The organism is Mesorhizobium sp. Root552 (assembly GCF_001427285.1).
Lineage (GTDB): Bacteria > Pseudomonadota > Alphaproteobacteria > Rhizobiales > Rhizobiaceae > Mesorhizobium.
Window position 1 is genome coordinate 55,829 of the sequence record NZ_LMFV01000002.1, and the last position, 16,913, is coordinate 72,741.

Annotated in this window: 20 protein-coding genes; 10 read left to right on the plus strand and 10 right to left on the minus strand. The window is 62.0% G+C overall.

Annotation, left to right across the window (positions count from 1 at the left end; genetic code table 11):
• Positions 1–8 precede the first annotated feature (8 nt).
• The 3 genes from ASD50_RS01585 to ASD50_RS01595 form a co-directional block, all read right to left on the minus strand.
• Positions 9–1,901 (minus strand): ABCB family ABC transporter ATP-binding protein/permease, encoded by a 1,893-nt coding sequence (locus ASD50_RS01585; RefSeq protein WP_056234950.1) that lies wholly within the window; start codon positions 1,899–1,901, stop codon positions 9–11.
• A 51-nt stretch (positions 1,902–1,952) separates the two neighbouring features.
• A complete protein-coding gene (locus ASD50_RS01590; RefSeq protein ID WP_056234953.1) occupies positions 1,953–2,276 on the minus strand; it encodes an ArsR/SmtB family transcription factor in 324 nt (107 codons plus the stop codon).
• A gap of 101 nt (positions 2,277–2,377) precedes the next feature.
• Positions 2,378–3,817 carry a LysM peptidoglycan-binding domain-containing protein gene (locus tag ASD50_RS01595; protein WP_056234958.1) on the minus strand — a complete coding sequence of 480 codons (1,440 nt, stop codon included), beginning with the start codon at positions 3,815–3,817 and terminating at the stop codon, positions 2,378–2,380.
• Between the two features lie 112 nt (positions 3,818–3,929).
• On the opposite strand from ASD50_RS01595, the gene ASD50_RS01600 reads away from it, so the two are divergent.
• A complete protein-coding gene (locus ASD50_RS01600) occupies positions 3,930–4,541 on the plus strand; it encodes a TIGR00730 family Rossman fold protein (RefSeq protein ID WP_056234962.1) in 612 nt (203 codons plus the stop codon).
• A gap of 4 nt (positions 4,542–4,545) precedes the next feature.
• Here ASD50_RS01600 and rarD read toward each other — a convergent pair whose 3' ends face one another.
• From rarD to cysS, 6 genes are all read right to left on the minus strand, one after another.
• Positions 4,546–5,475: an EamA family transporter RarD gene (gene rarD / locus ASD50_RS01605; RefSeq protein ID WP_056235096.1), complete on the minus strand. Its 930-nt coding sequence runs from the start codon at positions 5,473–5,475 to the stop codon at positions 4,546–4,548.
• Between the two features lie 95 nt (positions 5,476–5,570).
• Complete coding sequence (gene cimA, locus ASD50_RS01610; protein ID WP_413813864.1) at positions 5,571–7,184, minus strand: citramalate synthase; 1,614 nt, start codon at positions 7,182–7,184, stop codon at positions 5,571–5,573.
• Between the two features lie 16 nt (positions 7,185–7,200).
• Entirely contained in the window at positions 7,201–8,160 is a 960-nt protein-coding gene (gene pip, locus ASD50_RS01615) for a prolyl aminopeptidase (RefSeq protein ID WP_056234969.1), read from the minus strand.
• On the minus strand, positions 8,157–8,651 hold the full coding sequence (locus ASD50_RS01620) for a GFA family protein (protein WP_056234974.1): 495 nt from the start codon (positions 8,649–8,651) through the stop codon (positions 8,157–8,159). Before ASD50_RS01620 ends, pip begins: the two co-directional genes overlap by 4 nt.
• A gap of 76 nt (positions 8,652–8,727) precedes the next feature.
• On the minus strand, positions 8,728–9,111 hold the full coding sequence (locus tag ASD50_RS01625) for a VOC family protein (protein WP_056234977.1): 384 nt from the start codon (positions 9,109–9,111) through the stop codon (positions 8,728–8,730).
• A complete protein-coding gene (gene cysS / locus ASD50_RS01630) occupies positions 9,108–10,559 on the minus strand; it encodes a cysteine--tRNA ligase (RefSeq protein WP_056234980.1) in 1,452 nt (483 codons plus the stop codon). The genes ASD50_RS01625 and cysS overlap by 4 nt, the downstream gene beginning before the upstream one ends.
• Positions 10,560–10,940: 381 nt before the next feature.
• Here cysS and ASD50_RS23465 point away from each other — a divergent pair, with 381 nt between their 5' ends.
• Positions 10,941–11,093, plus strand: coding sequence for a hypothetical protein (locus tag ASD50_RS23465; RefSeq protein ID WP_156464894.1), 153 nt, complete (start codon positions 10,941–10,943; stop codon positions 11,091–11,093).
• A gap of 112 nt (positions 11,094–11,205) precedes the next feature.
• Here ASD50_RS23465 and ASD50_RS01635 read toward each other — a convergent pair whose 3' ends face one another.
• Positions 11,206–11,973, minus strand: coding sequence for an SOS response-associated peptidase (locus ASD50_RS01635; RefSeq protein WP_056234983.1), 768 nt, complete (start codon positions 11,971–11,973; stop codon positions 11,206–11,208).
• 127 nt (positions 11,974–12,100) lie between these two features.
• Between ASD50_RS01635 and ASD50_RS01640 the strand changes: the two genes are divergently transcribed.
• The 8 genes from ASD50_RS01640 to ASD50_RS01675 all read left to right on the plus strand — a co-directional run bounded on the left by ASD50_RS01640 (position 12,101) and on the right by ASD50_RS01675 (position 16,904).
• A complete protein-coding gene (locus tag ASD50_RS01640) occupies positions 12,101–12,568 on the plus strand; it encodes an NUDIX hydrolase (RefSeq protein ID WP_056234987.1) in 468 nt (155 codons plus the stop codon).
• Positions 12,565–12,942 carry a TIGR02301 family protein gene (locus ASD50_RS01645; RefSeq protein WP_056234990.1) on the plus strand — a complete coding sequence of 126 codons (378 nt, stop codon included), beginning with the start codon at positions 12,565–12,567 and terminating at the stop codon, positions 12,940–12,942. The genes ASD50_RS01640 and ASD50_RS01645 overlap by 4 nt, the downstream gene beginning before the upstream one ends.
• A gap of 35 nt (positions 12,943–12,977) precedes the next feature.
• Complete coding sequence (locus tag ASD50_RS01650) at positions 12,978–13,256, plus strand: hypothetical protein (RefSeq protein ID WP_056234994.1); 279 nt, start codon at positions 12,978–12,980, stop codon at positions 13,254–13,256.
• 100 nt (positions 13,257–13,356) lie between these two features.
• A complete protein-coding gene (locus tag ASD50_RS01655) occupies positions 13,357–13,737 on the plus strand; it encodes a VOC family protein (protein WP_056234997.1) in 381 nt (126 codons plus the stop codon).
• Between the two features lie 424 nt (positions 13,738–14,161).
• Positions 14,162–14,419 (plus strand): hypothetical protein, encoded by a 258-nt coding sequence (locus tag ASD50_RS01660; protein ID WP_056235002.1) that lies wholly within the window; start codon positions 14,162–14,164, stop codon positions 14,417–14,419.
• 73 nt (positions 14,420–14,492) lie between these two features.
• The gene (locus ASD50_RS01665) at positions 14,493–15,299 is read left to right on the plus strand and encodes a hypothetical protein (RefSeq protein ID WP_056235099.1); all 807 of its coding nucleotides are present in this window, start codon (positions 14,493–14,495) and stop codon (positions 15,297–15,299) included.
• Positions 15,300–15,426: 127 nt separating this feature from the next.
• On the plus strand, positions 15,427–16,287 hold the full coding sequence (locus ASD50_RS01670; RefSeq protein ID WP_056235005.1) for a YgfZ/GcvT domain-containing protein: 861 nt from the start codon (positions 15,427–15,429) through the stop codon (positions 16,285–16,287).
• Entirely contained in the window at positions 16,284–16,904 is a 621-nt protein-coding gene (locus tag ASD50_RS01675) for an HD family hydrolase (protein WP_056235102.1), read from the plus strand. Before ASD50_RS01670 ends, ASD50_RS01675 begins: the two co-directional genes overlap by 4 nt.
• Positions 16,905–16,913 lie beyond the last annotated feature (9 nt).

Genomic DNA, 16,913 nt, shown 5'->3' on the forward strand with positions numbered 1-16,913 from the left:
CCCGGCTATCAGTCTTGCGACACCTCCGACGTGCGCCGCCGCACGATGACGCCAAGTTCGTCGGTTTCGCGGGCGATGCGCAGCCGCTCTTCCGCCTCGGTCGCCTCGCGCTGGCGGTCCCACATCGAGGCATAGAGGCCATGTTCGCGCATCAGCGCCGCATGGGTGCCGCGCTCCGCGATCTGGCCATCCTTCAAAACGATGATCTCGTCGGCGGAGATAACCGTCGAAAGCCGGTGCGCGATCACGATGGTGGTGCGCCCCTTGCTGACCAGATCAAGCGCGGCCTGGATTTCCTGCTCGGTATGGCTGTCCAACGCCGAGGTCGCCTCGTCCAGAATGAGGATCGGCGGTGCTTTCAGGATCGTGCGGGCAATCGCAACGCGCTGCTTTTCACCGCCAGACAGCTTCAGGCCGCGTTCGCCCACCATGGTGCGGTAGCCTTCCGGCAGGCGCTCGATGAACGGCCCGATCTGCGCCAGTTCGGCGGCCTTGCGCACATCTTCCTCGCTGGCTCCCGTGCGGCCGTAACGGATGTTGTAGGCGATGGTGTCGTTGAAGAGCACGGTATCCTGCGGCACCATGCCAATGGCGGCGCGCAGGCTTTCCTGCGTCACGTCACGGATGTCCTGGCCGTCGATCAGCACCGCGCCCGACTGGATGTCGTAGAAGCGGAACAACAAGCGCGAGATGGTCGATTTGCCCGCGCCCGAGGGGCCGACAATGGCCACCGTCTTGCCCGCCGGCACCTCGAAGCTCACGCCTTTCAGGATCTTGCGGTTTTCCTCATAGGCGAAATGGACATCGCGGAACTCGACCTTGCCCAGACCGACCCCGAGGTCCGTTGCGCCGGGCTTGTCGATCACCTCCTGCCTGACGTCGAGCAGGTCGAACATCTGCTCGATATCGGTGAGGCCCTGGCGGATTTCGCGGTAGATGAAGCCGATGAAGTTAAGCGGTATCGAAAGCTGCATCAGCATGGCGTTGATGAAGACGAAGTCGCCAACGGTCTGCGTTCCGGCCTGTACCTCCAGTGCGGACATCGCCATCACCACGGTCATGCCGATGCCGAAGATCACGCCCTGGCCGAAGTTCAGCCAGCCGAGCGAAGTCCAGATGCGGGTGGCTGCGATTTCGTAGCGGGCCATGGAGCGGTCGAAGCGCTCGGCTTCCATCGCCTCGTTGCCGAAATATTTCACCGTCTCGAAATTGAGCAGGGAATCTATGGCCTTGGTGTTTGCGTCGGTATCGCTGTCGTTCATGTCGCGGCGGATATCGATGCGCCAATCACTCGCCCGCACCGTGAACCATGTGTAGATCCATACCGTCACCGCGACCACAGCCACATATTTCCAGCCATAGGCGGAAGCGAAGATGCCAGCCGTGAGGCCGAACTCCAGTATGGTCGGCAATGTATTCAGCACCGTAAAACGCACGATGGTCTCGATGCCCTTGGTGCCCCGCTCGATGATGCGCGAGAGACCGCCGGTACGCCGTTCCAGATGGAAGCGCAGTGACAACTGATGCATGTGGACGAAGGTGCGATAGGCAAGCTGGCGCACTGCATGCTGGCCAACGCGAGCGAAAAGCGCATCCCGCAACTGATTGAACGCAAGTTGCACGACGCGCACGATGTTGTAGGCCACGACCAGCATGACAGGCGCGAGCAGGAACGCAGGCAGCGGCGGCGTGGACTTGGCGTCGCCGGCCAGCGCATCCGTCGCCCATTTGAAGAAATAAGGCCCGGCCACCAATGTCAGCTTGGCGGCGACGAGAAGCACACTCGCCCAGATGACGCGCGCCTTGAGGTCGGCGCGATCTGCCGGCCACATATAGGGCCAGAGATTTACCAGCGTCTTGAAGGTTGAGCCGGAATCGGCGGAAACGGTCTTGTCAGCCACGATTGTTTGCCTTGCAGAAAGCGTTCGCTTTGCGGGGTAAGGATGCTGTCTTCAACAGCAGGACTTGGTGAAGGTCGCAAGCGCGCCTGAAATCGCGGCAAGCTGCTCCCTGTTGACGGCATAGCGGGAACGCTGGCCGTCCGCCTCGAAGCGGACAAGGCCCACCGCGACCAGTATTTTCAGGTGCTGCGACACCGTCGATTGCGCGAGGTCGAGCCGTTCGACCACCTGACCACAACAGCACGACCGGTGCGCCGCAAGATGACGCAGGATTTCGATGCGCGCAGGATGGGCCAATGCCGCCAGCTTGGCCGCAAGCGCGGCTGCATCCGCCGCAGCGGAATGCGTCGTGTCATCCAGAAGGGACATATTCATCGTTTATCGTCGATATACGATGAATATCTTTCCGGCAAGTGCTGATGCCGCGAAATTCCATGCCCGTGTTGAGAAAACGCCGGACAACTGCTCAGGCAGATTTACTGCTGCTGGGCAGGGTTCGTGGTGATCTGGTCGCCCATCGCCTTATAGTCGGCAGCCTCACCTTCCTTGGACTTTTCAGGCACCTTGAATACCTGTCCCGGCCAGATGCGGTCCGGGTCGGCGATCTGCTCCTGATTGGCGAGATAGATGGTCGAGTAGCGCACACCATGACCGTAGACACGGCGCGAGATACGCCAGAGCGTATCGCCGCGACGGATGATGACTGCGCTGTCGACATGCTCGAGCTTGGGCGCAACGGTGGTCGCCGGCGCTTCGGTGGGCGCGGCGGCGGCCGTTTCCGCCGGCTTCTGCTCGCCCGATGCGGCCGGCGCTGTCGCAGGCGCTGCGGCGGCTGTTTCCGCCGGCTTGGTTTCGGTCGTGGCCGGAGCGGCTGGCGCAACGGCTGCGATCGATTCACCCGGCTCTCTCTGGAACGGCACGGTGGCGCGAACGACGACCTTGGCGCCGTCGGCATCGAGCCCATCGACCCGTATTGTGTATTCGCCCACAGGCAGGTCGCGCGCCGCTTCGATCAGGAAGTGACCGTCAGGCGAAGTCACGGCATCGCCGAGCAGGATTTCATTGGCATAGGCGCGCACCTTGCGGCCAGGATCGGCAAGGCCTGCAATAAAGACCTTGCTGCCATCGATCTCGACCGCTTCAACAACGACCTTTGCTCCCGGAACAGGCGTTACGGGCGTTTCCGGCGCCGCAGCGTTGCCGGTGGCGGAAGGTGCTGCCGGCGCAGTGCTGATCGGCGCTTCGGTAGAACTGGGTTGCGCCTGCGGCGTCTCGGCCTGGGCTTCGGGCTTTGGAACAGTCAGGAGTTCGGCGGGCTTGCCGGGTTCCTCGACCATGGCGAGCACTTGCCCGCCAGCCTGCTCTGGAACCGAGACCACGGCGGTCTGCGTCGAAGTGGCAACGACGTTGTCCGGCGCGGTGGAGCGCAGCACGATCTGGTAGTTGCCCGGCTTCAGCGGGTCATCGAGCACGATGGCGAAGGCACCATCGGCACCTGCCGTGGTTTCGCCAAGAACGGTGGAGCCGTGAACGATCTCGACCTTGGCGTTGGGGGCTGCGTTGCCGGCGATGACGACCGAGCCATTTCCCTCGACACGCACGACATCGAAGGTCGGCGCTACCACGCCAGCGGGAGCCGGCTGCGTGGCGCCAGCGGCATCGCCCTCGGGGGCCGCCGGCTTCATGGCATCCGCGGCCGGAGCCATGGCGTTGGAATCGGCGGCCGGAAGCCGCGGCTGCGTCCCGGTGGAAGTGGCCGGCGCCTGCTCAGGGGTTGCGGGCTGGGAGAGCGATGCAACGTCTGCTGGCGGTGGATTGAGATAGGGGTCAAGGGCACCTGAAACGTAGGCCACCCCTGCCGCGGCGACAGAGCCGCCAACCGCAAACAGAAAAGCCTTCAACGGTGTAATTGCCATATTGTTCTTGCCCCTTAGCCACCTAACGCGGTCTACCCTGTTTTGCGGAAACCGACAAGAAAAGACCGCATTGGACTTGACCGCCGCCGCCGCCCCTAGCACCAATCATTTCATGAACACGATTCGATCCGTCTGTGTCTATTGCGGCTCATCTCCCGGGCGCGATGCGGCCTATCTCGAAGCGGGGCATCTTCTCGGCCGTTCGATTGCGCTCTCGGGCCTGCGCCTCATCTATGGCGGCGGCACCAAGGGCATCATGGGTGCGGTAGCCGACGGCGCTATCCGTGCGGGCGGCAAGGTCACCGGCATCATTCCGCGCTTCCTGATGAACAAGGAAGCGACCGAAACGGCGCTCGACCGGCTGGACGAGGTCGTCATCACCGACAACATGCACCAGCGCAAGCAGAAGATGTTCGAAGAATCCGACGCCTTTGTGGCGCTGCCCGGCGGCATCGGCACGGTCGAGGAAATCGTCGAGATCATGACCTGGGCCCAGCTCGGCCACCACCGCAAGCCGATGGTGTTCGGCAACATCAAGGGTTTCTGGGATCCGATGCTGTCGCTGATCGCGCATATGGCAAGCGAAGGCTTCATCCATACCGCACATCAGGTCAGGCCCATCGTCGTCAACGAGGCCGGAGCCATCGTGGCCGCGATCCTGGCCGCCGCCTCGGTCGCGGACGGCCCTGCCGAAGGCGTGCCTTCGCTTATTGAGAAGATGTGAGCCTTTACTGGGAAGGCACGATCGGAGCCGCAGGCTTGTGGCTCAGCATCGACCAGGAATACATCGCAAGCGCCATCCAGATGAGGCCGAACGCGGCGGCGTCGATCATCCCGAACGGCTCGTGGAAAACGAACACCGCGATCAGGAACACCATGGTCGGCGCGATGTATTGCATGATGCCAAGCGTCGAGAATCGCAGCAACTTTGCGCCGAAGGCGAACATCAAAAGCGGCACCGCTGTGATCGGCCCGCAGCCTAGCAACAGCGCCGTGTCCTTCCAGTTGCCCGACACGAGATGATCCTGTCCGTTCGCCATCAGCCACAGCACATAGATGCTGGCCGGAATGGCGAGGATCATGACTTCGAGCAGGAAGCCCTGGCTTGGCCCTATCGGCAGCGTCTTGCGGCAAAAGCCATAGGACGCGAAGGAAAACGCGAGCACCAGCGAGACCCAAGGCAGCTTGCCGCTCTCATAGGTAAGGATCGCAACCGCGATTACGGCAAGCCCTACCGCCACCTTCTGCAGCCTGTCGAGCTTCTCGCCAAGCAGCAGCGCGCCCACCATCACGTTTACCAGCGGGTTGATGTAGTAGCCAAGCGCCGTTTCAACGGTACGGTCCACCGCTATCGCCCAGACGTATAGGCTCCAGTTGATAGTGATCAGCGTTGCGGTGAGTGCCCCCATGGCCAGCATGCGTGGCGAACGCAAGGCCGCCTTGAAATCTGCCGTGCGGCCAAGCCAAACGAGCACCACTGCGGCGATGGGAACCGACCAGATGATCCGGTGCGCGACCACTTCGATCAGCGGCAGATAGGCCACCGCCTTCATGTACAAAGGCAGCAAACCCCACAGGAAATAGGCCAGGAAGGCCAGCACGAAGCCGCGCTGCGCGCCCTTGCTGTCGACCTGCGGTTGAATCATGTCAGTTGCCATTGCGCCCATATGAGCCTCGGCGCAGCCAAGGACCATCGCAAAGTTCTGATGGGTCAATGATCTCCCGCTGATGGCTCAACCAGGTTGGCAGCGCTTTATTCCGCAGCCACCAGCCCGGCCAGTTCACGGTTCTTCATCAATTTGAAGACGATGGAATCCATCAGCGCCTGGAACGAAGCATCTATGACGTTGTCGGAAACGCCGACGGTCCACCAACGCCCGCCGGTTCCATCCTGCGACTCTATAAGCACTCGGGTTATCGCCTCGGTGCCGCCATTGAGGATACGCACCTTGTAGTCCACCAGCTCAAGATCGGCGATCTCGTTCTGGTAGCGGCCGAGGTCTTTGCGCAGCGCGATATCGAGCGCATTGACCGGCCCGTGCCCTTCCGCCACAGACATACGGGTCTCGTCCTCGACCTCGATCTTCACGATAGCTTCCGACACCGTCTTGATGTTGCCGTTGGCGTCAAAGCGACGCTCGACCATGCAGCGAAAGCTTTCCACCTTGAAGAATTCCGGCACCGTGCCGAGCGTGCGGCGCGCCAAAAGTTCGAAGCTCGCATCGGCGCCCTCATAGGCATAGCCTTCCGCCTCGCGCTCCTTCACCAGCGCAATCAGCGTATCGAGACGGTGGTCGTCACGCGCGACCTCGATGCCGCGGCGTTTAAGCTCGGCGAGGAAATTGGCCTTGCCGCCCTGATCGGACACCATCACGCGACGGCGGTTGCCGACGCTTTCCGGCTCGACATGCTCGTAGGTCTTGGGTTCCTTGGCGAGCGCCGAGGCGTGGATGCCGGCCTTGGTGGCAAAGGCGGAAGCGCCGACATAAGGGGCCTGCGCTTCCGGCGCGCGGTTCAGCAGTTCGTCGAAAGCCCGCGACAGGCGCGACAGGCCGGTCAACCGCTCCGCCGTGATCCCGGTCTCGAAGCGTTCGGCATAGGCGGGTTTCAGCACCAGCGTCGGAATGATGGTGACGAGGTTGGCATTGCCGCAGCGCTCGCCGATGCCATTCAGAGTGCCCTGGATCTGGCGTGCGCCGGCCTCCACCGCGGCAAGCGAATTGGCCACCGCCTGACCGGTATCATTGTGGGCGTGGATGCCCAGATTATCGCCCGGAATGCCGGCCGCGATCACCTTGCCGACGATGTCTCGCACTTCGGACGGCTGGGTGCCGCCGTTGGTATCGCACAAAACGATCCAGCGCGCGCCCGCGTCATACGCCGCCTTGGCGCAGGCCAGCGTATAGGCGGCATTGGTCTTGAAGCCATCGAAGAAATGCTCGCAATCGACCATCGCTTCCTTGCCGGCGGCAACGGCTGCCGCGACGGAAGCCCGGATCGCCTCGAGGTTCTCTTCCTCGGTGCAGCCGAGCGCCACGCGCACATGATATTCCGAGCTTTTCGCGACATAGCAGATTGCGTCCGACTTCGACTGGAGCAGCGCCGCAATGCCCGGATCGTTCGAGGCCGAGACGCCAACGCGCTTGGTCATGCCGAAAGCGACAAAGCGGGAGCGAACGGTGCGCTTGTGCTGGAAGAAGGCGGTATCGGTCGGGTTTGCTCCCGGATAGCCGCCTTCGACATAGTCCATGCCGAAATCGTCCAGCAGTTTCGCGATCGCCGTCTTGTCCTCGACCGAGAAGTCGATGCCCGGCGTTTGCTGGCCGTCGCGCAGCGTCGTGTCGAAGAGATAAAGGCGCTGTTTCATGGCAGACATCCGACGATCATACCTTCCCCGCGAACTTGTCGGTCGCGTAGATCAGCCGGTCGAGAATGCCCGGCTCCGAATAGGCGTGGCCAGCGCCTTCGATCAGGAAGAACTCGGCTTTCGGCCAGGCCTTGTGCAATTGCCACGCATAGTGGGCCGGGCACGGCATATCATAGCGGCCGTGTATGATGACGCCCGGAATGTCCTTCAGCTTGCCGGCATCGCGCAGAAGCTGCCCCTCCTCCAGCCAGCCGGCGTGGACGAAATAGTGGTTCTCGATGCGGGCGAAGGCGATCGCATAGTCGGCCTCGCCGAATACATCGCTGGTTTCGGGCTCCGGCAACAGCGTGATGGTCTGGCCCTCCCATTCGCTCCACGCGATAGCCGCCTCGACCTGCGCCTTGCGATCCGAGCCGACGAGGCGCTTGCGGTATGCCGCCATCATGTCGCCGCGTTCGGCTTCCGGGATCGGAGCCAGGAAGCGTTCCCATTTTTCCGGGAACATCTGCGACACGCCGAACTGATAGTACCAGTCCAGTTCGGCACGGGTCAGCGTGTAGATGCCGCGCACCACCAGTTCGCTGACGCGCTCGGGGTGCGTCTCGGCATAGGCGAGCGCCAGCGTAGACCCCCATGAGCCGCCGAACACCAGCCATTTGTCGAAGCCGGCCATTTCGCGCAGCCGCTCGATGTCGGCCACCAGATGCCAGGTCGTGTTGGCGTCGATGGAGGCATTGGGCGTCGATTTCCCGCAGCCGCGCTGGTCGAACAGGATCACATCATAAAGCTTTGGATCGAACAGCCGGCGATGCCGGGGCGAAATGGTGCCGCCTGGCCCGCCATGCAGGAACATCGCCGGCTTGGCGCCCTTGGTTCCCACCCGCTCCCAATAGATCGTGTGGCAGTCGCCGACATCCAGCATGCCGCTGTCGAACGGCTCGATCTCTGGGTAAAGGATCCGCAATTCGCTGCTCATTCCTTGTCGTCCTCGGGCGGCCATGTTTCAGTATCGTGATCGGGATGCTGGTAGGATACGAGGCTGGCGAGAAAATCCGCTGCCTCCTGATCCGCCATCGTGCCCATGCCGGGCAGCGCCGCGATGCCATCGACATAGGGCAGCTTGGCTTCAGTTCCCCACTGGATCGCCGGCACGATGCCATCGGGTTCGTCGAAGGCGCCGATGGCCAATGCGATACCGTCCGGCGCGACATAAGTCAGCGGCGTGCCACAGTTTTCACAAAAGCCGCGACTGGCGTGGTTCGAGGAGCGGAACTCCTTCGGCGCGCCACGTGTCCACACAAGCTTTGCTTCGCGCACCGACACCAACGGCGCATAGAAAGATCCGAACGCCTTCTGGCACATGCGGCAATGGCACACCGACGCGTCGCCCAGCGCGCCCTCGACGCGGAAACGCACCGCGCCGCACTGGCAGCCGCCGGTATAGATCGGGCGATTGTCGAGGCTCATTGCAAATCCTCGAAAACGCCGTCAGCGAGCCGATTCAGCAAAAGCCGGCAAGTGGCTGATCGCAGAGTCATTTTTCTCATGCCGGACCATGACATACGGCTTCGATATTGTTGCCGTCGGGATCGAGCACGAAGGCACCGTAATAGTTGGGATGGTAGTGCTCGCGCACTCCCGGCTTGCCGTTGTCGCGGCCGCCAGCATCCATCGCCGCCTCATAGAATGCGTCGACTTCCTCGCGCTTGTCGGCGGTAAAGGCATAGTGCCGGCCCGGCCCGCTCTCCTTGCTCTCGTGCAGCCAGAATTGCGGCCTGTCGTAGCCGTATCCGCCAACCTTGGCGCCGCCGGTAAACTCCTCCGGCACCATCATCACCAGCGATGCGCCAAGAGGCGCCAGCGCCGCGTCATAGAATGTCCTCGAAGCCTCGAAATCGGTAACAGGAATTCCGGTATGGTCGATCATCGCTTCACCTCCCATATTGTGATGCGTTCGCCCGTTGCAGGGTCCTTGCCGTCCTTCAACTGGATGCCTTGCGCCAGAAGTTCATCGCGGATGCGGTCGGCCTCGGCCCAGTTCTTCTCGGCGATAACTGCCAGACGACGTGCAATGGAAGCTTCGACCACGGCATGGTCAACTTCCGCGCTGACGTCAAAGCCGAAGAACTCCAACGCAGTCTTGAGCGAAGATGCAGCCGGCGCGTCGCCGTCACTAGCTTCACTTGCCAACTGAGTCAGGTGTTGAAACGCGCCATAAGTCGCCAGATCGTCCGACAGGTGTTCGATCACGCCGTCGGGTAGTTTCCCCTCACCCTCGGCAAGATCGGCTGCGCGCTTCCATTTGCGCAGCGTATTTTCCGCTTCCTCCAGCTTGCGCACGGAAAAATCGATCGGCTCGCGATAGTGCGTCATGAGCATGGCAAGGCGCAGCACCTCGCCCGGCCACTTGCGCCCGCCGAAGGTGTCCGTCTCCAGCAATTCGTTGATCGAGTAGAAATTGCCGAGGCTCTTCGACATCTTCTGGCCTTCGACCTGCAGGAAGCCGTTGTGCATCCACACATTGGCCATAGCATGCGTGCCGTGGGCGCAGCGCGACTGGGCGATTTCGTTTTCGTGGTGCGGGAAGATCAGGTCCAGCCCGCCACCGTGGATATCGAACACTTCGCCGAGATAGGCCGAGGACATTGCCGAGCACTCGATGTGCCAGCCGGGCCGGCCCCTGCCCCAAGGCGAGTCCCACCCCGGTTCTTCCGGAGACGAAAGCTTCCACAAGACGAAATCGCCGGGGCTTTTCTTGTGTTCGTCGACCGCGATGCGGGCACCGGCCTGCTGTTCGTCAAGCGGGCGTTTCGACAACTGTCCATATTCGGGCATGGAGCCCGTATCGAACAGGACTTCGCCTGCCGCTTCATAGGCATGGCCGCGTTCAATGAGAGATTGAATCAGGCCGATCATGTCGGTCTTGCCGTCTGGCCTGGGCTGCACGAATTCCGTTGCGCGCGGCTCGAAGGTCGGCGGCAGGCAGCCGAGCGACGCCACATCCTTGTGGAACTGGTCGGCGGTCTTTTCCGTCACGCGGCGGATCGCCTCGTTGAGCGAAAGCTTGCCGGAAGCGATGTCGGCCCCGAAGTCGCGCAGGGCGCGCGCGTTGATCTTGTCATCGACGTCGGTGATGTTGCGCACATAGGTGACATGGGCCTCGCCATAGAGATGGCGCAGCAGGCGGTAGAGCACGTCGAACACGATGACCGGGCGCGCATTGCCGATATGGGCGAAGTCGTAGACCGTCGGGCCGCAGACATACATGCGCACATTGTCGGGATCGATCGGAGCGAAATCCTCCTTCGACCGGGTCAGGGTGTTGTAGAGGCGCAAGCCCTTGGAACCGGGTTTTCCTGCAACTGCCTTGGACATTCATCCCCTTCCCGGCTTTGGCCGGTTGAAAAAAGCGCACAAAGATCAGCCTGGCTGGCCGGTTCGTTTGTCCACTCTGGAAGAAAGATGAGGCGAAAACGTCCGGGCCAGCGCGAAGCTAGCCGATAATCGAAATGCCACAAATGGCAAAAGACGTTTCCATGGCGCGCTTTATCGCTTTCGCCCCTGTTGCAGTCAAGCCGCAAAATTGGCCGGAAATGCCAGTTTGCCGCAAGACCGGCGCAAGCGAAAGATTTTATTAAACATGTAAGTACAGCCTCGACCTCAGAAGCGCGGCTATTGCGTCGAATGTCACGATTTGGTCCGATTTGGTCGTCATGACCCCCCGCTCCAAGTGAAACCAACCCGAAGGAAAGAACAATGTCTCGAAAACCGGAAGCAAAGCGACCCAAGCAACCAGTACTGGCCAACCAATACCGCGCCATCGGTCCGGCAGCGATCGTCGCAGCCCTGCTCCACAGCACCAAGAAGAAGAAGCCCGTCCAGAAGTTCCTCTCGCCGCGCGTTGCGTGACGATCCGGGTGGCGGCATGATTTGCCGCTGAAGAACCAAAACCAGACGTCTTGCCAGTTCCGTCAGTCGAGCGCCCAATCGGGTGGCTTTATCGCGTGGTCTGGCCACGTTGCTAAAACAGCGTCATCTGATCGTCATCGGCGCCGGGCTTCCGGCGCTTCGGTTTCTCGGGCTGGGCCAATGCCTCGCCCGTATCCCGCTCCTGTATTTCCGGGCCGGTGTTGGCGACCTTGTTGACGAGGCTGGACACCGGGATCGCCTCGAAGAAATCAGGCTCGGCCGGCTTCAGAAGATCCGCCACATCGCGCGGTTCCTGGCTGCGGCAATCCAGCCAGCGGGAAAAATCCTGCTCCTCGATCACCACCGGCATGCGCTGATGGATATGGCCGATGTCGGCGTTGGCGCTCGTCGTCAAGATAGCGCCTGTGTCCATCTCCGAGCCGCCCGGCTCGGCATAGGCTTCCATCAGCCCGGCAAAGGCGACAAGCCCGCCGCGCTTCGGCCGCACCCAATAGGCCTGCCCCTTCTTGCCGCCAGCCTGCTGCCATTCGTAGAAGCCTGACGCCGGCACCAGCGCACGGCGGTGGCGCATGGCGGTGCGGAACGAAGCCTTGGTCGCCGCTTCTTCCGAGCGTGCATTGAACAAAAGCGGAAACGCGCGGGTGTCCTTGACCCATGACGGCAACAGCCCCCAGCGCACCAGCATCGCCTGCCGGTCGGGCAGGTTCGACCCCGGCGGCTGCGGCGGACCCGACAGAACCATCATGATCGGCTGCGTCGGCGCGATGTTGTAGCGCGCCGGAAATTCCTCCACCTCGCCAATCCCCATGAAGGCTGCCGTCTGGTCGGCAGTTGCGGTCAGGGCAAAGCGCCCGCACATGGCTCAATCCTCGATTTGCGTGTTCAGCCTCAAGGTGGCGATGGAAGTATCCCGGCGCAACCGCTAAAGCTGCCTGAGACCAGCCGTCCACAAAAGGCTCCGGCTTCGCAATCCAGAAAGGGACCTCGTGCCTGAAATCCCCGCCGTTTCGGTCGCGCTCGTGCGTGGCGATCGCGTCCTCCTGGTGAAGCGCGCGTTGCCGCCCTCGCAAGGGCTCTATGCGTTTCCCGGCGGCAAGGTCGAAGCCGGCGAAACGCTGGAGCAAGCGGCGCGGCGCGAACTGATGGAGGAAACCACGCTTAGCGGCGTTTCTTTCCGGCCTCTGGAAACCATCTTCATCGAAGGCGCCCGCGACAACCATCCGGTCGACTACCGGCTGACCGTGTTCGGCGCGGATTACACCGGCGGCGAAGCTCTCGCCAGCGACGATGCCGCAACCGCCGCATTTTATACTCTGGCCGAGATGTCCGCCCTGCCGCTGGCGGATTCCGTGTTCGCCATCGCCGAGAGGTTGCTGGCCCCCGACACCACCAGAGCCGACGATGCAGAGATTGGTCTTGCAGCCGACAAATTGCTTGGCCACAAAGACGCATGAACCGTGCTTCGCTTTTCCTTGTCGCTGCCCTTGCCGTTTCCGCCGTCCTGCCGGCGCGACCGGCGGTTGCCGTCGAAGCGCCGTTCGAGGCCGGCCTGATGCGGCTCGCCGAGGTGCTGGGTTCGCTCCACTTCCTGCGCAACCTGTGCGGCGAGGCGGGCAATGACTGGCGCGGGCAGATGGAAAAGCTGCTCGAATCGGAAAATCCAAATCCCGAGCGCCGCGCCCGCTTCATCGCCTCCTTCAATCGCGGCTATCGCTCCTTCAGCGAATCCTACAAGGCCTGCACGCCGTCCGCCACCGAAGCGATCAACCGCTACATGAAAGAAGGCGAAGCTTTGACCCGCGATATCGCATCGCGTTACGGCAACTAGACGCTTTCCTATCGGAGAAGCGCTGGCGAGGGGCAATGGAGGAGTTGTTCGTCACATATTTGCCTGTAGCCGCCGTCATGTGGCTGGTCCTCCAGGTCGCGGCCTTGCGCACGCTCGACGGGCGTTGGCGAACAGCTGCATGGCTGCCGATTTACACCGTAGGGGCCGCAGTTGCAGTCGCTGTCCTTGGCTTCATGGCCGGCTCGAACCTCGCCCCGATCTGGGTGGTCTTCGCCTTGCCGCTCTGTTTTGTCTGGATCGTTGCCCTTTGGATCGTCCGCGGCCTGGCATGGCTCGTTTCACGTTCGACCTGAAGCAACCAGTGCACATGGCCGCTGGCCCATCACGCGGACCTTGCCTGCGGCTGCCGGATGGGATTTCAATATCGGCGCAATCAAGGAGGCGCACTGCCAAATGTTCAGTCACATTGTCGTCGGCACGAACGACATCGAAAAATCACGCAAGTTCTATGATGCAATCTTCGCGGCTGCCGGTTCCCAACCTGGAGCGATCGATGCGAAAGGCCGGCTCGTCTATTCCAAGGACGGTTGCCGCTTGCTCGTCACCAAGCCCATCGACGGCAAGGACGCTACCCATGCCAATGGCGGAACCATCGGCCTGAAAATGGACAGCGCCGACGTCGTCAACGCCTGGCACGATGCCGGCGTGAAAAATGGCGGGACCTCGATCGAGAACCCTCCGGGCATTCGCGAATCCGCCGCCGGCAAGCTTTATCTCGCCTATTTGCGCGATCCGGACGGCAACAAGCTCTGTGCTCGTGCCGCGGTAGCGTAGCCGGAAGTCGCTTTGAGCCCGGGAATACGCCGAATCATGCCCAGCGCCTGCTGGCGTGGGCATGAGGGAAGTGCTATTCACCGGCCTACCTGCACGGACGATCAGCCCTCGACAGACATGGAATCGGGGCTGGGGTATTTCGGCATTGCGGCACCTCACCCAATATATGTATGAAGACGCGGTTAATTGCCCTTCGGCAAATTAACTTAAACCTTAGAGATCGATATCGTGCCGCATTCTGTTGCTGTATGGTGTTGGAATACGGGCCGAGTCAGCGGGACCATCCGGGAATTGTAAAATACGATCGAAATTTCGTTTTGATTACAATGCCCTACAGAAATCGCACAGCTTCGGCCAACAAGGGAACGCCTCAAGTTTGATCCTCGTATGAAGGGTCGGCGCTTGAAAAGGGTGGTAGTTGCGTATGGAACACAGCGTAAACGATATCGACGCAATGGTCAGGGAAGAAAAGCGCCTGACCGCCGTCGAAAGCCACAATGAGGCTTGGGCCGAAGGCCTTTCGGCCGGAATCGAGCCCGAAATCATCGCCGAAGCCGCGCTCGAGACCGCTTTTGGCGAAATGTTGCGAACCAACGGCGAAACCGCGGCATTAGCCCTTCTCGACCGTATGCGCGAAAAGGTGATCGCCGGCGCGTTCGAGCCGGAACGCCTGCGTCACTAACGCCTGCCGTCAAACAGCTTTTGACGCATCTTTGGCCTTGGGGCATCATGCCGGCGTGAAGGAGATGCGGGCATTGAATTTTCCACATTCAGGCAGGTTGGGCATTGTGCGGCTCAGCCTCATCATGCTGGCCGTATGCGCCACGACGACGCCTGCCCTTTTGGCAGCGGTTCTCCCTGCGTCGGCACTCAGCGAAATCAAACGCGAGGAGCTGCCCTCGACTGTCTCGCCGCCCGCCGACGATGACGGATCGCCCAATGCCGTGCCTATGCCGGACCCGATCGAGACGCCAAAGCCTTCGACGGAACAGCCTGCTTCACCGGAAGACAATGAGTCACCGGCGCAGGTCGATCCCGAATCGCCGGCGGAAGACGGCAGCATCGCCCGGCCGCATATCAACCCGGACGAGCCGCTGCCGGAAGTGGTCTACGACCTTACCCGGCTGCCGGAACCGGTGCGCCGCATGCGCGACCTGATCGTCGAAGCCTGCAAGAGCGGCGATATCCAGAAGCTGAAGCCGCTGATCGGCATGGGCGACGATGCCACGCAACTGTCGCTGACCGATGTCGAAGGCGAGCCGATCGAGTTCCTGAAAAGCCTCTCGGGCGACACCGAGGGCCAGGAAATCCTCGCCATCATGGAAGAAGTGCTCAATGCCGGCTATGTCCATCTCGACGCCGGCACGCCGCAGGAACTTTATGTCTGGCCTTACTTCTTCGCACTGCCACTCGACAAGCTGGACGCGCGCCAGCGGGTCGAACTGTTCAAGATCGTCACGGCAGGCGACTACGAGGACATGAAGCAGTTCGGCACCTACATCTTCTATCGCGTCGGCATCACGCCGGAAGGCAAGTGGGCGTTCTTCGTCGCCGGCGACTGATACGCCTTGCCATTGCTGTCAGGAGGCTTGTGCAGGAGCGTTGCTCCTGTCGCATGGATGCTTGCGGGGGCACCCTCGGCGGACTACGTAAGGCTGGTAGTTTGCAATATCAGGCCCCTTTTCATCCATGCCCTTCGCCCTCATTGAAGATCGCGCGCTCATCCTTGTGTCCGGCCCCGAGGCCGAGCACTTCCTGCAAAACATCCTGACCGTCGATCTCGAAGCCCTCAAACCGGGCGAGGCAAAGCCCGGCGCGCTTTTGACCCCGCAAGGCAAGATCCTGTTCGATTTCCTCATCTCGCGCGCAGGCGACGATGCCTTCAGGATCGAGTGCCGCGCGGACATCGCCAGCGACTTCCAACGCCGGCTGATGCTCTACAAATTGCGGGCCAAGGCGGAAATCTCCAAGCAGGATCAATCCGTTGTCACGGTCAGGTGGCAAGATGATTCAACCCCTTCAGGAACTGATTCAACAAGCGTCGTGGACACGCGCTTCCCGTCCGGCTCCGTCAGGCGCGATTACGAACCGGCTTCCGCGCAAGGCGACCCTGCGGCGTGGCACGCCTTCCGCGTCTCCAGCGGCATTGCCGAAAGCGGCCTCGACTATCAGCTCGGCGACGCCTTTCCGCATGACGTTCTGCTCGACCAGACCGGCGGCGTCGGCTTCAGGAAGGGCTGCTATGTCGGCCAGGAAGTGGTCTCGCGCATGCAGCACCGCGGCACCGCGCGGCGGCGCGTGCTGATCGCCTCAGCTGATCAGCCGCTGCCCGCCGCAGGGACAGACCTCACGGTCAATGGGCGCTCCGTCGGAACGCTCGGTTCCACTTTCGGCAAGACCGGGCTGGCGATTGCCCGCATCGACAGGGTCAAGACTGCCCTGGATGGCGGGCAAACCATTCTGGCCGGCGACGTGCCTGTCCAGCTTGCAATCCCGGAATGGGCCAGCTTCACCTTTCCGCAGGACGCCACCGGCACGGAGGATGCCTGATGGCCGACCGCGCCGGCGCACCGCCGCGTGCGTGGCAGCGCATGTTGTCGGGCCGGCGGCTCGACCTGCTCGATCCCTCGCCCCTCGACGTCGAGATTTCAGACATTGCGCACGGGCTCGCCCGCGTCGCCCGTTGGAACGGCCAGACCAGCGGCGAGCACGCCTTTTCGGTCGCGCAGCACTCGCTTCTCGTCGAGGCGATATTCTCGAAGCTTGTGATGGACGCTTCACCGGAGGCGCAGCTCGCCGCCTTGCTCCACGACGCACCCGAATATGTCATTGGCGACATGATCTCGCCGTTCAAGTCGGTGGTCGGCGGCGGCTACAAGGATTGCGAGCATCGGCTGCAACGCGCCATCCATCTGCGCTTCTCGCTGCCGGCAGAACTCGGCCTCGGCCTGCGCAAGGATATCAAGCGGGCTGACCAGGTCGCTGCCTATTTCGAGGCGACGCTTCTCGCAGGGTTTTCGACCGGCGAGGCCACGCAATTCTTCGGCCGTCCGCGCGGCATCAGCGCCGACGGTTTCGACGTGACGCCGCGCTCGGTGACATGGGCGCAGAATGCCTTCGTCAAGCGGTTTGCCGCGCTGGAAAAAGCGCGCGGCAAGAGCGCCTGAAGCTCACCG

Excerpts from the sequence above, each read along its gene's own strand:
- ASD50_RS01590 (WP_056234953.1), bottom strand. The coding sequence starts at position 2,276 with ATGAATATGTCCCTTCTGGATGACACGACGCATTCCGCTGCGGCGGAT.
- ASD50_RS01595 (WP_056234958.1), bottom strand. The coding sequence starts at position 3,817 with ATGGCAATTACACCGTTGAAGGCTTTTCTGTTTGCGGTTGGCGGCTCT.
- ASD50_RS01600 (WP_056234962.1), top strand. The coding sequence starts at position 3,930 with ATGAACACGATTCGATCCGTCTGTGTCTATTGCGGCTCATCTCCCGGG.
- rarD (WP_056235096.1), bottom strand. The coding sequence starts at position 5,475 with ATGGCAACTGACATGATTCAACCGCAGGTCGACAGCAAGGGCGCGCAG.
- cimA (WP_413813864.1), bottom strand. The coding sequence starts at position 7,184 with ATGAAACAGCGCCTTTATCTCTTCGACACGACGCTGCGCGACGGCCAG.
- pip (WP_056234969.1), bottom strand. The coding sequence starts at position 8,160 with ATGAGCAGCGAATTGCGGATCCTTTACCCAGAGATCGAGCCGTTCGAC.
- ASD50_RS01620 (WP_056234974.1), bottom strand. The coding sequence starts at position 8,651 with ATGAGCCTCGACAATCGCCCGATCTATACCGGCGGCTGCCAGTGCGGC.
- ASD50_RS01625 (WP_056234977.1), bottom strand. The coding sequence starts at position 9,111 with ATGATCGACCATACCGGAATTCCTGTTACCGATTTCGAGGCTTCGAGG.
- cysS (WP_056234980.1), bottom strand. The coding sequence starts at position 10,559 with ATGTCCAAGGCAGTTGCAGGAAAACCCGGTTCCAAGGGCTTGCGCCTC.
- ASD50_RS23465 (WP_156464894.1), top strand. The coding sequence starts at position 10,941 with ATGTCTCGAAAACCGGAAGCAAAGCGACCCAAGCAACCAGTACTGGCC.
- ASD50_RS01635 (WP_056234983.1), bottom strand. The coding sequence starts at position 11,973 with ATGTGCGGGCGCTTTGCCCTGACCGCAACTGCCGACCAGACGGCAGCC.
- ASD50_RS01645 (WP_056234990.1), top strand. The coding sequence starts at position 12,565 with ATGAACCGTGCTTCGCTTTTCCTTGTCGCTGCCCTTGCCGTTTCCGCC.
- ASD50_RS01650 (WP_056234994.1), top strand. The coding sequence starts at position 12,978 with ATGGAGGAGTTGTTCGTCACATATTTGCCTGTAGCCGCCGTCATGTGG.
- ASD50_RS01655 (WP_056234997.1), top strand. The coding sequence starts at position 13,357 with ATGTTCAGTCACATTGTCGTCGGCACGAACGACATCGAAAAATCACGC.
- ASD50_RS01660 (WP_056235002.1), top strand. The coding sequence starts at position 14,162 with ATGGAACACAGCGTAAACGATATCGACGCAATGGTCAGGGAAGAAAAG.
- ASD50_RS01670 (WP_056235005.1), top strand. The coding sequence starts at position 15,427 with ATGCCCTTCGCCCTCATTGAAGATCGCGCGCTCATCCTTGTGTCCGGC.